Source organism: Aeromonas popoffii, assembly GCF_037818705.1.
Classification (GTDB): Bacteria; Pseudomonadota; Gammaproteobacteria; order Enterobacterales; family Aeromonadaceae; genus Aeromonas; species Aeromonas popoffii.
Genome location: NZ_CP149129.1, coordinates 1,728,506 through 1,744,811, shown reverse-complemented (window position 1 = coordinate 1,744,811; position 16,306 = coordinate 1,728,506). Strand labels below are relative to the sequence as shown.

The window sequence follows — 16,306 nt, the reverse complement described above, 5'->3', positions numbered from 1 at the left end:
AAAGTTAATTTAAACATTGGTTATTATTAAGCCTTGCTCTGATGAAGCGCAACAACAGATAGTCAGGTTACATTTTCATGATGTCGCCAATAATTAACAATGGACTCAGCGAGTTCGGCTGCCATGGCTTGATCTCCATCACGCCGACAGACAAGATACTGGGAAAGCCAATTTTGATATTATTTTAGTTTCATTAGCTAACCTTACATGGATGAAGTCGCATCAATCGGGATCAATACTGTATCGATCATGCATCAACCGGTAGTCATGTGACCATTAACATAGGAAGAAAAAACAATACACGTCTAATAACAACTTACATCCACTTGGGAAAAATGACGCAGGCCTGATCATGTGTGAAGAATCAAGCCTACCTCTTTTATTATTTAACAGCTTCCAGTTAAGGAACAAGGCATCCAGCCAGAATATTCTCGCCCTTTAGTTGATTTATAGACGACATAATCCCAACCTGATTCATGTTTTGTCCTCAGAACAACATCACCTTCGATAAGATAAGACTTAGCTCTATTAATTGGTAGTGGCTCAGGAAAAAAATAACTTTTTCCTTTGATTTTTAACTTTACATCTTGACCTTTCATCCATGCATAAAATTCCGGCTTGGATGCTGTTTGTATAATTTTTTCCTTTTTATTATATGGAAAGGAGTAATCTATACTATTAGCTCCATTAGGATTTAAAATATCTCCACCAGAACCAAAATAAGATGTTAATTTATCATCCTTAGTCAACCTCCCATTAACATAAGAAAACACGATAACATTAAAATAATTAGACCAGTTCATTCCTGTGTCTGAATCTATTTGGGATTGTTGAATGACAAAATATCGGCTCTTTAATTTATCTGTGTTTAAGTAGAAGGCATCCTGCACTTTCCCCTTAGAAGATAAATAAGGAAGGTCATCAACAAAATATTTCTCCCCGTTATTTTCATCAAAGAATGTCGCGATAACATTATCGCCGACAGCCTCATCAACCCTGTCTACGAAAAATAGTTCCCCCTCATTACCTTGAATTGATATCTCTGACTGTGCTGCACAAGTAAATGACAATAAAAAAAGAAAGAATAAAGCTGGCATCAATTACACTCCCCAAATAATCTAACATGAAGCTCTCTTGCTTCCGCTGTAAATTCAACCCGTTCCTCAAGACCTTTTAGGCCAGGGTTTATAATCTTAGTAATCTTCTTTACTTTATCTAGATGATTTACGTTACTATCTGCGATAGAACCTAAATTGTTTGAACTCCAAAACCAAAATCCAGACAATACTATGGATGACATATCACTTTCAACTAACTCTGGGTTAGAGTATATATTTAAACCTGTCGCCAGAGCACACAACCTATAGTTTTCCGCATGAGTTAAATGCAACAAGCCACGTCCGCGATAATCTTTACCTGGAAATTCATTGCTCCCAAAAGCATGCTCTCCATATCCAGCATCATTATTCAATAGATGGCGTTTTATATAATCCATCTTCTCATCTCTGGATAAACTCAAACCTTTTCTTGCAAAACCATTATTGATGGCAGTTGGAGCCATAGAGTATAAAGATTCCGCTGTGTAACTTCTATAAACCAAAGACTCCCTGAACGCAGTGAATCGTTTCGTTTCATGTTTTCCTTGTCCTAGTAAATTTATTACTTGCTCACAAGAATTAATGCCATAGCTAATTGCACTCTCATTCCATCTGGCAATAAAATCATGAAGGCGAGAATCTGAAACAGATGATGGAGTAAAGGTTCGCATAAACTCAAAAGATAGTGATATATCTTTTTGACATTTATGGCATTTAATGGAGGTAAAAACAACAGGGGCTAATAACCCCATCATCCCCGCAGGATGAATAAACCAAGGCTTGGTATCACCCAAGATCGCGCTGGCATCTTCCATCCACGCCATATTGTTGTGTACCTGCATCGCATATTCATAGAGCTTCGGCTGGTCAGCCAACTCCTGCTTGAGACGCGGCCAATCGCCTGGCTTTACCCATTCGCTTTTATGTTTGATAAACAACATGCGCAACTTGCCCGCCAATTCCTCATCGGCCAGCGCGGCCTTGATATCGTTGCCGCTCAGGGTGCCATCGTTGTCTCTATCTGTCACCAGCTTGTCATAGAGGGTGCTGAAAAATTCGCTCGCCTCTTTCTGTTGGGACTCTTCACTGTCAGTGGCCGTATCAGCCTTGTCCAAAAAGCCATCTTCATCACTGCTGCCATCGACCAGCTTGACGCCCAGCTTGTGCCAGTCATGCTGGCTGACCACTTCGACACCATCAGCCAGCAATACAAACTCGCCCGCCAGCTCCCCGTCAGCCGCCGTCCGTTCACGCACCTTCACAAAGTTGTTGGCACCGTGACTGACTTTATCGGACTCTTTCACGGCCAACGGTAAGACCAGTGGCCCAAATTTGGCAACATCGTGAAAACCATGCTGACTATCGCTGGTGAGACGATAGGTAGTGACCTCTTGTTTCACTAGCAGGTAGCCTTGGCCACCGCTTACCCGCGCCTTGTTATTGATGCAATCTTCAAGCGCCTGCTTGTCGCTGCCTGCAACAAACACCTCAAAGTGCACAGCTTTACTGTCGGCGTCTTTCACTAAGCCACTTGCACCGGCTTTGGCTATCTGATGTTCACCCCAGTGACCGATGACCTCTCCGGCCTGTACCGCTATCGGGTTCTCGCTGCGGTCTACGACCGGCGCAGCCTCTTCAAACTGGACGGGTAGGCTAGGCTCGGCAGCAAGTCCCGCCCCCATCTTGCTTGTCGCCAGCCAGCCAATGGCCCCTTTGCTGGCATTGGCCATCACCTGATTGGCGCTGTCTTTGACGGTGCCGCTGCCCGCCTTGAACACCTGCACTTTACGAAACTCGGTCGAACCGCCACCGAGGGCCACCATCTGTGACTCACCAGATACCACCACCTCACTGCCAGCAGGTAGCCCCAGGCTCCCCGCCGTGGTGTCAGCCGTTTGCCGTAACCAGGTGTTACCTGGAATGCCATGACGGGCCGGTTTGCCTTCTGGTGGGGTCATCCACGTCGGCTTTTGCGGATATTCATGCTGCAACTGGCTTTGTGCGATATAGAACGGGCTGTTCGGTTCATCAACGTAGTGCACCAGAAAGTAATCGTGGGCCTCATCTCTGTGGTTGAGCAGGTTGCTCGGGGTCTGCTGGAGCAGCTTCACCTCAGCCCCTGTTTTGGCATACACAGGGTGACTGCCCGACAGTCGGCGTGTCAGCTTGAGGTGGGCCACCGGTTCATAGGTGGAGACACCCGAGCCCTTGACGGTCACTCGCGCCGCCTCTGGGCTGCTGTAGGTGTTCTCACACGCGATGTGCATGTAGAGGCTGTAAAAGGTCAGACGGTTCTTGTTTTGCTCACCCGCCTCGTAGTGATGGCGTACCAGACAAAACGACGGAGAGGTATACAAATCAATACCTTCCCCCAGTTTTCCTGCTGCGGGTCGCCTTGGCCGGTGTGGTCGCCAGCCGGTAGGCCACGATTTCCCCGTCCGCAATGGCGCGTACAGCGCCGCTCGGGTGCCAGCCCCCTTTCTCACTGAGGTGGATGCCACCGTGCCAGATGCGGTTGCGACCAATCAGGAAAGTGCCGCTCTTGAGACTGTTGATCTTCTCGATAAAGGCATAGAGGGAGGCAATGTCGCTGGGGGAGTTGCCTCCCCCAGCTGTCATCCCTGATCTTTAAAAAGCGACTGCGGTGATAACAGGCCAAACAACGCCTTGCTCAGAAAGGTGGGTGTCCTAGAATTTCTTGCCTTGTCAAAATAAAATGCAACAACTGAAAGCTATCTCTCTTCCTAAAATTTATTTTCATGCTATTTTACAATAAGTAAAACCTGCTGCCATTGCGTATTCTCCATCACGCCGACAGACAAAACAATGCGCCAACCAAATTTTGATACCGCTTTATTTTTATTAGTGTTACAACCGAGCTCATCATAAGGAAATAAATTTATTTCTTACAATTTTAGCGAACTCCCCCTCCACAATGGACGTAGCAAAGAGAGGGGGGGGTATTATTTTCTATCAAGAGCTTTCTTTATTGAATTGGCATCTTTATATTCACATGATGAATGCTTTTTATTGTCCTTATATACACCATCAAAGCAGTTTAAAAAACGATAATCCTGATTGTCACTTTCAAAGAATTGAACCATTAGTCCAGAGGGCTGAGGAAGTAATGAAAATCTAGCTGCTGAGTAAATACTTCCAACTTGAAATTCATTGTCAACTATTTCTTGATTGAGAACAAACATAGATCTTCCATTCTCTTTCGCATCAGTTTCTTTTGTTTCATAAAAGAATACCGATATTATCTTACCCTTAACGAGGCTGGGGATGCTTATATTATCTGATTTTCGTGAAGGCAATGCAATTGTATATACATTACCGGAAGATGCATCTTCGCTAGCGAGAAAAGAAACTATGGCTTCCTTCCCTTGATACACAGCTTTTATAGGGGGATGTAACTCGACAAGCCCACCGCCTGCATTTACTAAGGACGGAATTAATAAAACAATGCTAGTTAAATATTTTTTCATTTTTATGTATTCTCTTGAAATGATTTTTTCTTTCTTGATAGCTAGCAGTATTTAAATTAACAATTGCAGTAATGCTATCAACATTAGCATCAGAATCGCCTTGATCTGCTTTGATATATAGTCGATTGGACAACCAAAAACTAACAGCAGATCGTAGAACATATTTTACATCGCTGCTAAGAAGGTCTGGATTATTAATGAAGTCCACATTCTCGCCATGGATTTCGAGATTTTTTTGCCTAAATATTTCGTAGTTGGATTTTCCGGTTAGTTGTTTTAATCCTCTACCACGATACTTCCAGCCCTCACCGGAGGATACGCTTCCATTGCCATTTCTATTTGCATATGCTCTATTTGCAATAGCCTCTTGATTTTCTCTTGAGACATATTTAACTCCATTTTTATAACCATAAAGCTCAGCCTCTGATCTATTTCTAGAAAAATAGCTAAAAAGATCTATCAAGCCTGAAGAACTGTACGTGAAGTCTTCTTCAACTCTGCATTTTGCACCAGCCTCTTGTCTGACTTGCGCAAAAAAATGCGACAGTCTAAGGGGGGTATCCAACTTGTATTCAATAGCGTTTCCATTTATCTGCTCAGCAATACCAGCAAGCAACTCCTGCTTCTCTGTTTTACCATATAGCCCTTCAAAAACACGCCTTAACATTGCAACAGTAACGAACTCTTTCTGTTTAGTATTAGCCACCAACCCCATCATCCCCGCAGGATGAATAAACCAAGGCTTGGTATCACCCAAGATCGCGCTGGCATCTTCCATCCACGCCATATTGTTGTGTACCTGCATCGCATACTCATAGAGCTTCGGCTGGTCAGCTAGCTCCTGCTTTAGGCGCGGCCATGTCCCTGGCTGTACCCATTCGCTTTTATGTTTGATAAACAACATACGCAACTTGCCCGCCAATTCCTCATCGGCCAGCGCGGCCTTGATATCGTTGCCGCTCAGGGTGCCATCGTTGTCTCTATCTGTCACCAGCTTGTCATAGAGGGTGCTGAAAAATTCGCTCGCCTCTTTCTGTTGGGACTCTTCGCTATCCGTAGCAGTATCAGCCTTGTCTAAAAAGCCATCTTCATCACTGCTGCCATCGACCAGCTTGACGCCCAGCTTGTGCCAGTCATGCTGGCTGACCACTTCGACACCATCAGCCAGCAATACAAACTCGCCCGCCAGCTCCCCGTCAGCCGCCGTCCGCTCACGCACCTTCACAAAGTTGTTGGCACCGTGACTGACTTTATCGGACTCTTTCACGGCCAACGGTAAGACCAGTGGCCCAAATTTGGCAACATCGTGAAAACCATGCTGACTATCGCTGGTGAGACGATAGGTAGTGACCTCTTGTTTCACTAGCAGGTAGCCTTGGCCACCGCTTACCCGCGCCTTGTTATTGATGCAATCTTCAAGCGCCTGCTTGTCGCTGCCTGCAACAAACACCTCAAAGTGCACAGCTTTACTGTCGGCGTCTTTCACTAAGCCACTTGCACCGGCTTTGGCTATCTGATGTTCACCCCAGTGACCGATGACCTCTCCGGCCTGTACCGCTATCGGGTTCTCGCTGCGGTCTACGACCGGCGCAGCCTCTTCAAACTGGACGGGTAGGCTAGGCTCGGCAGCAAGTCCCGCCCCCATCTTGCTTGTCGCCAGCCAGCCAACGGCACCTTTACCGGCATTGGCCATCACCTGATTGGCGCTGTCTTTGACGGTGCCGCTGCCCGCCTTGAACACCTGCACTTTACGAAACTCGGTCGAACCGCCACCGAGGGCCACCATCTGTGACTCACCAGATACCACCACCTCACTGCCAGCAGGTAGCCCCAGGCTCCCCGCCGTGGTGTCAGCCGTTTGCCGTAACCAGGTGTTACCTGGAATGCCATGACGGGCCGGTTTGCCTTCTGGTGGGGTCATCCACGTCGGCTTTTGCGGATATTCATGCTGCAACTGGCTTTGTGCGATATAGAACGGGCTGTTCGGTTCATCAACGTAGTGCACCAGAAAGTAATCGTGGGCCTCATCTCTGTGGTTGAGCAGGTTGCTCGGGGTCTGCTGGAGCAGCTTCACCTCAGCCCCTGTTTTGGCATACACAGGGTGACTGCCCGACAGTCGGCGTGTCAGTTTGAGGGGATCCCCCGCTGCCACCGGTTCATAGGTGGAGACACCCGACCCCTTGACTGTCACTCGCGCCGCCTCTGGACTGTTGTAAGTGTTCTCACACGCGATGTGCATGTAGAGGCTGTAGAAGGTCAGCTGATTCTTGCTCTGCTCACCGGCCTCGTAGCGATGACGTACCAGACAAAACGAAGGGGAGGTATACAAGTCAATCTTTCCCTCTGGCTTGCCCTCTTCGGCGCTACGGGTCGCCTTGGCTGGTTTGGTCGCCAGTCGGTAGGCCACGATTTCCCCGTCCGCAATGGCGCGTACAGCGCCGCTCGGGTGCCAGCCCCCTTTCTCACTGAGGTGGATGCCACCGTGCCAGATGCGGTTGCGACCAATCAGGAAAGTGCCGCTCTTGAGACTGTTGATCTTCTCGATAAAGGCATCGAGAGATGGAACCTCGCTGGGGCCGTTCGCACCTTCCAGCTGCATGGGATAGACGATTTTCATCTTTGCTATTCAATCCTGTGTTATTCGTCGAACATCAAGCGGAGGGCTGATAATCGCTATCGGGCTCCAGCGCCTTGAGCAACGCCTCCATCGCCTTCTCGGTAGCAATGGCTTTGACCAGCTCAACCAGCTCGGGAGCCTTGACCACTTCCACCCCTTTGGGGATAACGGGCACCTGCCCCGCCCAGCCGGAGCCTGATCCTGCGCCGCCGCCCGCATTGAGCTTGATGGCGGGGCCGACCAGCTTGATGCCACTCGGGTCGACTTTCACAAAGCTGCTGCCGCCCTTGAGGGTAATTTCAGCCCCGGCTTCCAGCACCAGCTTGTCGCCCACCTTGATGTGCACCTCTTGCCCCGCTTCCACCAACAGTGCCTGTGCAATCTTCTGGTGAAGCGATGCATCTACCGTCAGCGAATAGTCAGCCTTGATGTGGTCGCGCTTCTCACCCTCCACCGTCAGGTGGTCGTTGGCCTTGATGCGGGTCACCCGCTCGTTGTCGATGTCACGATGCTCGTCATGCTTGATGTGCCAAGCCGCATCGTTCTCGATTAGCACATTCAGGTCTTTCTGACCGTGGATGTAAATCTCTTCCTGCCCCGCCTGGTCTTCAAAACGCAGTTCGTTGAAGCCCTCGCCCTGATGGGTCTCGGTGCGCAGCACGGTACGCGTCTTGTTGGCGGGCAGCTCGTAAGGCGGCCGGTTGGTGGCGTGGAAGGTGCGGCCGGTGACGATGGGCTGGTCGGGGTCCCCTTCCAAAAAGCTCACTATGACCTCATGGCCGATGCGCGGGATGGCCATCATGCCGTACTGGCCACCGGTCCAGTCCTGACTTACCCGTACCCAGCAGGAGCTCTGGTCGTTGGAGCTGCCGTAGCGGTCCCACGGGAACTGCAGTTTTACCCGGCCATGCTCGTCGCAGTAAATCTCCTCCCCCTCCGGGCCCACCACTATCGCAATTTGCGGGCCATCGACCATTGGCTTGTGGGGTGCCTCGGGGCTGCCGATGCGGGCGCGCCAGGTGGTGCTCGCTTTGACCACACCAAATTCGTTGTGGTAAACGGTCGGGCCGCTGCCGCCCTCTTCCTCCAGCGCCTGCGGCTGCAAGCCGGTGTGGCTGATACGCACAATTTGCCAGTCGGTGTTGAGGCTGCCGTTGGGGTGTTCGGTCAGCGAGAAGCTTTGGCCCGGCAGCAGGGCTGCGCTGTTGGACTTGCCACTGCCCGCCACAGCGTCATTGCGCAGGGCATCAAGGCGGTGCTGGGCAAACGCCTTGCCGCTGCCGTCCTGCTTGTAGCGGCCCGGATAGTCAAAATGCTGGTAAGTGTCGCGCTGGTGCTCGAGCTCAGCCCCCATTTTCTTCTGGGAGAGGCCGTAGGCCGGGGTCTTAAAGCTGTAGTCCTTGAGCTCTACATCTGAGGTGCGCACCGATTCGCGGTAGTGGAACTGGCGAACGTAGGCGCCCTGTTCCAGCGAGCGGTTGCCGAGGTTAAAGAACAGCTCAGGGCCAGCTGTTAATGCCGCCGCATCGTCGGCAAATACGATGCGATGTTTGCCTGCTTCGAATTCATGGAAATAGAACAGCCCCTCTTCGGCGGCCAAACGGTTCAAGAAGTCGAGGTCGGTCTCGCGGTACTGAACGCAGTATTCGCGCTGGGCGTGTTCGTTTTTCAGGGCAAAGGCGTAATCGGTGATGCCGTGCTCTTGCAGCAAAATAGAGAGGATTTCGTCAGGCTTTTGTGCCTGGAAGATGCGGGAGTTTTGGCGTAATCCCAATCGCCACAGGGCCGGTTTGACTTGCAGCTGATAGCGGGTGCGGCGAAAGCCGCTGTCCCCTTGGGCAAAGTCGCTCACTACCCCGCATACCCGGCGTTGCAGCTCGCCGTGGTACCACACCAGCAGCTCGCAGGGCTGGTCCAGCACGGCGCCGAAGTCGACGTCAGGCTCCGGGCTCGCCAATTCCAATCGCAACTGGAACGGCCCGTTCAGCGCCTCTTCCAGCGCAAACTCGGCCACCACGAAGGTGGTCTCGGGCAGCGCCCCCACCTTGACGGTAAATTGTAATCCTGTGCTGTCTGCCATAACGCTATTCCTTAACCTGCCTGTCCGCTACCCGAACCAATCACTACGCCACCGCAACCTATGCCGGTGCCGGTCACGGCGATGGGTTTGCCGTTGACCAAAACAGAGCCGACGCCCCCCGAGATGCTGCGCGGATGGGGAGGATTGTTGGGTTTGACGTGAGGGGCCAGCGGATCACCCTGCCGGGCCACCGGTTTGCCATCGAGAAAGACGTCCGGGCTAGCGGCAATCACGGGGGATGGGTGGAACCCATCGTGGTCGGTGCCAATGTCACCGAGCAATGCAATAGAAGGGCACATATAAATTCTCCGTGTGGGCAAGGGGCCGCCGTTGGGGCGCCCGCCATGGCGCAGGCTCACCATCATGAGCCGGGGCGCAGAGACACCAGGGGTAGCGACCTAGCAGCCTCCATGCCATGGCTGAACTGCCATAAATCACGTTTAAAATCAGTATTTTATGCTAACAACTCGCGCCGTTGAGCGGCGTTGCTGCAATGAATTGCGCAAGACAGGGCAAACAACACGGCAAAAATTGCTCTACCAGTCACATTCGCTAACTACTGCGCAATTCATTGCTCAAGACAGCATTATCAACTACCGTCAGCGCCCTGCTGCAACTGATAGAGCCGGATATTGAGCGCTTTCAGATCATTTTCCAGGCTTTTTAATTCGGCTGCCGTGATGGGCTCCCGGGAGGCCTTCCTCGCCTCCAACTCGCCAAGACGCAGGCTGAACGGGATGTTCTGCATCAGGTTCTTCTGCACCTCGTAGAGCTGGGACTTGAGGTAAGAGATGGTCACCGTCTTGCGCTGGCGCTCCAGCTCCAGCAACTGATCGAGCAGGGCATCCACCCCGGCGCGGGCATCCAGATAGGTTGGCATGCTGATGGCATCCCCCTGCTGACCGGCAAGCAGCGTTTGCCACTGCTTGTCCAGTGCCTTGACCGCCAGCGAGTCGGGATAGATCATCTGCAGCGAGCTGCGAAGCCCCTCCCCGTAGCGATACCAGTAGAGCGGCGAGGCCTGCTCCAACCGGACAAGCTGACTCTGATAACGGGCCACCAGTTCGCTCTCCATGCCCTGCAGGGTCTGCTCCCCCAACACAATGCGCGCCTGGCGAATGTCGTCATAACTGAGTGCTCGCGGCAGCTCGGCGGCCGGTTGTTGCAGACGCTGGGCTGCCACTGTTTTCTCCTGCTGCTGATGTTGCCAGCCGAGCCAGCCCATCACAGGCAGGGCGCAGCTAAGCAGGCCGCAACCAAACCAGAACCAGGCGGGCCGCTGCCGGCGATGTTGTTCAATCTTGAGCACGGTCGGCTTCATCTGTCCCTTTTCTCGTCCCACCAGAATGCTGCCCTGAGGCAGGTGCGAGGTCGCCGCCCCGGCAGAGGCGCCGTGATCGCTCTCCATGTCGGATTTGAAGAAGACCATGGGCGGGATCTGCAGTTCCTCCTTGAGGCCGGGCTCATCGGAAACGATGACGATCTCGGTCTCATCGAACAGATGGGTGTAGCCCTCGATAAAGTGCACCAGGTTCTCGACCCGGGGAATGCGGCTTAAGCCCGCGTTGTGCAGCTTCTCGCTGATAAGTTGCAGCGCCCGCTCGCAGCGGTAGATCAGTCGCTTGTCTTCATGGCTGATCTGGTACTGGCGGACCACGTCGCTGATGCGGGCGATGAACCAGTCGAGCATCTCGATACGGGCCCGCTCCTGATGCACCGGCGGCCAGAAGCTCTCCCACTGGGTCACGATCAGGTTGGCCAGAAACTCACACCCTTCGGTGAAGCCGCTCAGCCCCTGCAAGCGCGAGCGCGCCAGGGTGAAGTAGATGGCGGTCTGCAGATCCACCCCGTGCTTTTCGAAGATAAGGCTGGCGAGCTGATGGATCTTGCGCCAGTCCACCTCGGGGCGTGAGGCATGGCTAAGCTTGTTGATTTCGCTGCGCAGCGCTTCGTATTCCGGCAACATCCTGGGGTCACGCCCCACTTTCAGCGCCTGCTGACCTTGTTGATTCTGTGACATATTCGGTTCCAAAATGCGGGGGGCTCTGTGTCCCCCCGACATGATCAATAGAGGGATCCAGGCAATCTGAACTGGCTGAACAGGCCACCGGTGAAGGGGTTCTGCGCGCTGTCGGTATAGACGCGATAGGTCATGGCCCCCTGATCCACCGGGAAGCGCACATCGAAGGTCGCCTCATTGACCTGGGTCAGCTCCCCCTTGTCCATCAGGCGGAACATGGCCCAGGGGCCGACGAAGCCTTCGCTGCGCGGTGACCGTTCTCGGGCAGCCGGCACCAGGGTTATCTTGCTCTCGGCCCCGTCACGCATGGTGTTGGGCCACACCAGCGGGATCTTGGTGCGACGGCCATGGGCGTACTCCAGCAACTGGCCATCCAGGTTCAGCACGCTGCGCCGCTTGTTGGCGGTGAGCTCGATGGGCTCGAGGGCGAACTGCACCTCCAGGTTGCCCTGCTGGCTGAAGAAGATCTGGCGGATGCGGGCGGCCCTATCCAGCTGCTTGACCAGCTCGGCCTGCATGGGCGAGCTGAACTCTCCCTCCATCAGACCGCTCTCCACCATGGGTTTGAGATTGACCTGATAGAAGCTGTCCAGGGTGCCGCCCGGCGCAAAGAAGCGCTCCATCTCGGAGAGCGGCACATCCTTGGCTGAGCCCGGATCGAACGGATAGCGACCGGCCAGCTGGCTGTTAAAGGGCGCCAGCACCTTGTCCTGCCACTCCTGATTGAGGGACGACATGGCAAGATCAATCACCAGCCGCGAGCTCTGCTCGGAGAGCTGACCCACCCAACGGTCCAGCGGGGCAGGCAGGCTGCGGGCATACTGCTGCAGGGCGAACACGGGATCGGCGTACTTGTTGGTCAGACGCAGTTGCACCGCCTTGAGAGCCGATTGACCCGGCTCGGTAGCGTTGACGATGAGCTCCAGATAGTGCTGCAACTCCACCAGCTTCTGATTGACCTCCTGAATGAGCGGCCCCTGCTCGCCACGCCCGCCAAGGACGGCGTTGGTGGCCATGAAGGGACGCCCGATACGGGCCGTGATGGCCTGGGCCGGATCCCCTTCCACGTCGGAGACCTTGCGAATACGGGTGTTGTCATCCAACGAGGCCAGCACCCGCTGGAACGGCTGATCGTTGCCTGTGATGGCAGAGAGCACGTCGAGCGCCTGCTCGGGGCTCTCCAGGGTCTGCACATCCAGGTTGGTCAGCAACTTCTGCCACTGGTTGACGTAGTCGGTGACATAGCGATCGTTGACCTGACGGGCGATCTCCTTGCGATCGGCCTCGCTCAACTGGCTCAGCTTGCGCTGGCCCAGCACCCAGGCATCCATGGCGGTGAGATCGATCAGCGCCTTGTCCTGCTTGAGGAAGAAGTCGTTGAAACCGGGCCAGGTCAGCAACCGTGGCACCTGACCGGCGTTGTCGCTGCGCAGGGCAAACACGGCATCGAAGGTGGGGCCCACCTCGTCACGCACATTGAGATCCGGCGGCAATACATCACCCGCCTTCACCACCAGATTCTGATAAACCCGCTGATACATGGGCAATTTGCCCAGTTCACGCTGGGCACCATAGACAGGCTCCTTGAACGGCACGAAGGCGGTGATGGCGGCCGGATCCCGGGCTGCCCGGGCACCGTACCAGTCGGTGTGGTCGAGGGCGTAATCCAGGTGCCCCATCAGCTGCTCCTGCACCGCACCCTGCCCCGGGAAAGCCTGCTGCCAGCGGCTGGCCATGTACTGCGCCACCAGCTCCTTGTTGCGACCCGACGCATCGTCCAGCATCCGCATCACCCGCAGGATGGAGAGCTTCTCCTCGCTGCCAGCCGGTGCCTGCTCGAGATCCGCCAACAGCCCCTGCATCTGGGCCGGCAGAAAACGCAGGCTCAGCAGTTGCAGATAGGATCCTTCCACATAAGGGCCAATCTCGTCCCCCTGGTAGAGGCCAAGGTCGGCCACCAGCGGAGTGCGTTCACGGTAGTTACCAAAGGAGAGGGTCGCCTCGCGGATAAGGTTCAGGCGCGGCAGCTGGCTCACCCCGAAGGCATGTTCATCAGCCACCTCGTTGGTCTCCATGAAGGCCTGAGCCTTGGTCAGTACGTTGCGGCCCGCCTCTTCGTTGACCCGGTAGAAGTAGTGCCAACCACCGATAAGTGCCGCCGAAAAGAGCGACAGACAACCCAGACCAATGGCCATGCGGCGACGGCGATAGAGGGTGTGCAACCGGTTCTCCCCGGCCAGATGGGCCTCGGGGAAGATGATGGTGGAGAAGAGCTTGCGCACAAAATAGGTGTTGGACTCCCCGCGCAGGGCCGAGTGAATGGGCTCGGGCAGGTTGTAGCGACGGGACGCCGCCTGGGCAAACGCATCGAACGGTACCCCCTGCTGATAGACGGAGCTGATATAGACGCCGCGCACCAGCAGCGGCTTGCTCTCCTCGATGGCCAGGGTCTCGTCAAGCAGGCTGGTCACGTAATCTTTCAGCCCCGCCAGTTGACGCACAAACGAGAACAGGGCGTTGCGCTGGGCGGCATCGAGCCGGGCCAGCATCAGCTCGGGCAGATTCTGGTTGAGGTTGTCCACCCACTGGTCCCAGAACAGGGCCAGCTCCTGCTGCCAGGATTTGCCCTGGCTGTCGCTCGGGTTGAAGGTCACCCCCAGCACCGCCTCGCGGGCCTCCTTGTCGAGCTGCTCATAAACCACGTCAAAACCGCGCAGCAAGTCGAGCTTGGTGAAGGTGACATAGAGCGGCAGCCGGGTGTTCATGGTGGCCGACACCTCCTGCAGGCGGGAGCGCATCAGCTGGGCATAAGCCTTGCGCTCGGCCACGCTGGCGTGGGAGAGCCAGGCCAGATCCACGGTCAGCACCAGGCCGTTGAGAGGCTGGCGGCGACGGTGTTCGTTGAGCCAGTTCAGCAGGTGCAGCCAGAGCCGCTCGTGCTTGCGGGCTTGCGGATCCAGCTCGGGTTCGGATTGAGAAAAGAGCTCGCCGGCAGGATCCAGCATCACAGCCTGCTCCCCCAGCCAGCAGTCGACGAGCTGTTCCTGCGCTACGTCCCTCAGTTCGGTGTCGAGTCTGGGGTTGAGCTTGTTGGCCGGGTTGGCTCTGTGGATCAGGCTGCTCTTGCCGCTGCCGGGCAGCCCCAGCACCAGATACCAGGGCATGGCGTAGAGCGCGCCCTTGCCCAGATGGGTATTCAACGCCTGCAGCCAGCGATCCAGGAACTGCGCCTGCTTGTCGATGAGCCCTTTGACCGGATCCTGCTCCAGCACCACCTCGTGCTGACGCTCGGCCTTGAGTTGCTGCATCTTGCGCCAGACGCGCCAGGAGAGGACTCCCAGCATCAGCCAGAGCCAGAGCAGGGTGAATACCACCCGCCCCCACAGCGGCTCGAACGGCTTGGCGCCACGGATCTCGATACTGGGCCCCAGCCACCACACCAGGATGAGGGCGACGACCCAGAGCACCACACAGAGCAGGGGCCAGGAGGGTTTCAATTTCGGCAGCTGTTGCCGCAGAAAGGTAAAGATGGTTTTGAACATAAAATGTGATCCAACTCCGACTCAATGACTCATTTCGGCACTTATTTCGACAATGGGGCCGCATGGCTTTCCAGGCGACTGACCAGCCCGGGCTCCCAGTGAGATAACCCCAGGCGACTCGCCTCTTGCCACAAGTGTTGATAGTGCTGGCGCGCGAGCGCCTCCATGCCTTCTTGCGCCAACAGCTCCGCCTGCACCAACTGGGCATGGAAGCGGGCTCTTGGCTCTTTCAACTGCGCCATCCTTTCATCCAGCAGGGTGAGGGCCGCAGCCACCCCCTGCTCCCCATGACGCAAGGCCACCTCTTCAGCCAGACTGGACTCCCCGTCCCCCCCCCCACCGCCCAGCTTGGCGGGCTGCAACCAGCGGCTGCACTCGGGAGGCAGAAACGGGCTGCCATCGCTGAAGGTGAGATCCCGCAAGGTCGGCAGCCGCTGCAAGAAGCCGTCCAGCTCCTGCGCGATGGCCTGGGCCACGGCGCCAAATCCCAGCTTCTGGGCCACCTCGGCCGAGAGGCTATGTCCCTCGAACCAGTAGGGCGCCAGGGTCAGGCTCTGTTCGATACGCTGCCAGAGCGCCAGATCCGGTGCCCCCATTGCGGTGCGGTACTCATCCACCATGTCCGTCGACATGGGGGCCAACTGGGTTTTATGGCCCCCGGCGCTCATGGGCGGGGTGGTGATCCCGGCCCAGATGGCGTGACGGCGCAGGCGATAGCCCACCGCCGCCTCCGGCTGGCGCTCGATGAGCAGCTCGGCCACCTTGAGCTGGGTCTGTCGCCAGGCCCTGTCATTGGAGCTGTCGATCTCGATGCCCGAGCCCTTGGCGCTGCCGCTGAGCAGCATGGATCCCGCCATGCTGGCCGCCGTGGCCACGGGCGCGCCGCTCTCGGGCTTGGCATCGGCCTGAGCTTGCGCCACCTGCTGGCGCTGGGCCCGCTTCAACCCCATCAACAAGGGTTCGAGCAGCTCGCCCTTGTCCGGGCACTGGGCCAGCCAACAGGCCTCCAGCTGCTCTGTCTGGGCCAGCAGCTGAGCCAACTCGGCCGCCGAGGCACTTTCACTCACCCGCGGCAGAGCCCCCTCGAAGCGCTTGACGATCTGCACCATCAAGCGCTGTTTCTGGCTGACATTACCGGGCCAGGCCAGCAGCCAATAAGCCTTGACCCAGGCTTCCAGCAAACTGAGCGCGGCTCCCAGAGGGGTCGCCTTGGCCGGATGTTGCAGGCAGCGCAGCAGCTGGGCCAGCACCCGCATGTCCTTGGTGCGGCTCTCCAGCAGGCCGAGGCACGCCTCGGCCACCGCATTGAGATCAACCTGGCTGTGGGCCAGGGATCCCAGCTTGACCAGCTCGGTCTCCACATAATCCCAGCGCGGCTCGTCGGCCAGCACGGCGCCTCTGATTTGCTCATCCGGCAAACTGGTGAGCAAACGGGCACACCAGGGGTGTTGATAGCTCATGG

At 55.6% G+C, this 16,306-nt stretch carries 10 protein-coding genes; all 10 read right to left on the bottom strand.

All coding sequences use genetic code 11. The annotated features are described in order from the left end of the window. Positions 1-386: 386 nt before the first annotated feature. The 10 genes from WJM78_RS08265 to tssA all read right to left on the bottom strand — a co-directional run bounded on the left by WJM78_RS08265 (position 387) and on the right by tssA (position 16,304). Positions 387-1,097 (bottom strand): hypothetical protein, encoded by a 711-nt coding sequence (locus WJM78_RS08265; RefSeq protein WP_339015054.1) that lies wholly within the window; start codon positions 1,095-1,097, stop codon positions 387-389. Further along, positions 1,097-3,454 carry a glycoside hydrolase family 19 protein gene (locus WJM78_RS08260; RefSeq protein WP_339015053.1) on the bottom strand — a complete coding sequence of 786 codons (2,358 nt, stop codon included), beginning with the start codon at positions 3,452-3,454 and terminating at the stop codon, positions 1,097-1,099. Before WJM78_RS08260 ends, WJM78_RS08265 begins: the two co-directional genes overlap by 1 nt. 1 nt (position 3,455) lies before the next feature. Beyond that, on the bottom strand, positions 3,456-3,716 hold the full coding sequence (locus tag WJM78_RS08255; RefSeq protein WP_339015051.1) for a hypothetical protein: 261 nt from the start codon (positions 3,714-3,716) through the stop codon (positions 3,456-3,458). Between the two features lie 344 nt (positions 3,717-4,060). Beyond that, a complete protein-coding gene (locus WJM78_RS08250; protein ID WP_339015050.1) occupies positions 4,061-4,585 on the bottom strand; it encodes a hypothetical protein in 525 nt (174 codons plus the stop codon). Then, positions 4,566-7,202, bottom strand: coding sequence for a hypothetical protein (locus WJM78_RS08245; RefSeq protein ID WP_339015048.1), 2,637 nt, complete (start codon positions 7,200-7,202; stop codon positions 4,566-4,568). The genes WJM78_RS08250 and WJM78_RS08245 overlap by 20 nt, the downstream gene beginning before the upstream one ends. A gap of 34 nt (positions 7,203-7,236) precedes the next feature. After that, positions 7,237-9,282, bottom strand: a complete 2,046-nt coding sequence (locus WJM78_RS08240) for a type VI secretion system tip protein VgrG (RefSeq protein ID WP_339015046.1) — start codon at positions 9,280-9,282, stop codon at positions 7,237-7,239. A gap of 11 nt (positions 9,283-9,293) precedes the next feature. After that, on the bottom strand, positions 9,294-9,581 hold the full coding sequence (locus WJM78_RS08235; protein ID WP_042036267.1) for a type VI secretion system PAAR protein: 288 nt from the start codon (positions 9,579-9,581) through the stop codon (positions 9,294-9,296). 290 nt (positions 9,582-9,871) lie between these two features. Next, a complete protein-coding gene (locus tag WJM78_RS08230) occupies positions 9,872-11,302 on the bottom strand; it encodes a VasL domain-containing protein (RefSeq protein ID WP_339015043.1) in 1,431 nt (476 codons plus the stop codon). 44 nt (positions 11,303-11,346) lie between these two features. Beyond that, positions 11,347-14,844, bottom strand: a complete 3,498-nt coding sequence (tssM, locus tag WJM78_RS08225; protein WP_339015041.1) for a type VI secretion system membrane subunit TssM — start codon at positions 14,842-14,844, stop codon at positions 11,347-11,349. A gap of 41 nt (positions 14,845-14,885) precedes the next feature. Then, positions 14,886-16,304, bottom strand: a complete 1,419-nt coding sequence (gene tssA, locus WJM78_RS08220; protein WP_108537019.1) for a type VI secretion system protein TssA — start codon at positions 16,302-16,304, stop codon at positions 14,886-14,888. Between the last annotated feature and the right edge of the window lie 2 nt (positions 16,305-16,306).

Bases quoted from the DNA above. Each gene is read 5' to 3' on its own strand.
- WJM78_RS08265 (WP_339015054.1), bottom strand. From the start codon at position 1,097: ATGCCAGCTTTATTCTTTCTTTTTTTATTGTCATTTACTTGTGCAGCA.
- WJM78_RS08255 (WP_339015051.1), bottom strand. From the start codon at position 3,716: ATGACAGCTGGGGGAGGCAACTCCCCCAGCGACATTGCCTCCCTCTAT.
- WJM78_RS08250 (WP_339015050.1), bottom strand. From the start codon at position 4,585: ATGAAAAAATATTTAACTAGCATTGTTTTATTAATTCCGTCCTTAGTA.
- WJM78_RS08245 (WP_339015048.1), bottom strand. From the start codon at position 7,202: ATGAAAATCGTCTATCCCATGCAGCTGGAAGGTGCGAACGGCCCCAGC.
- WJM78_RS08240 (WP_339015046.1), bottom strand. From the start codon at position 9,282: ATGGCAGACAGCACAGGATTACAATTTACCGTCAAGGTGGGGGCGCTG.
- WJM78_RS08235 (WP_042036267.1), bottom strand. From the start codon at position 9,581: ATGTGCCCTTCTATTGCATTGCTCGGTGACATTGGCACCGACCACGAT.
- WJM78_RS08230 (WP_339015043.1), bottom strand. From the start codon at position 11,302: ATGTCACAGAATCAACAAGGTCAGCAGGCGCTGAAAGTGGGGCGTGAC.
- tssM (WP_339015041.1), bottom strand. From the start codon at position 14,844: ATGTTCAAAACCATCTTTACCTTTCTGCGGCAACAGCTGCCGAAATTG.
- tssA (WP_108537019.1), bottom strand. From the start codon at position 16,304: ATGAGCTATCAACACCCCTGGTGTGCCCGTTTGCTCACCAGTTTGCCG.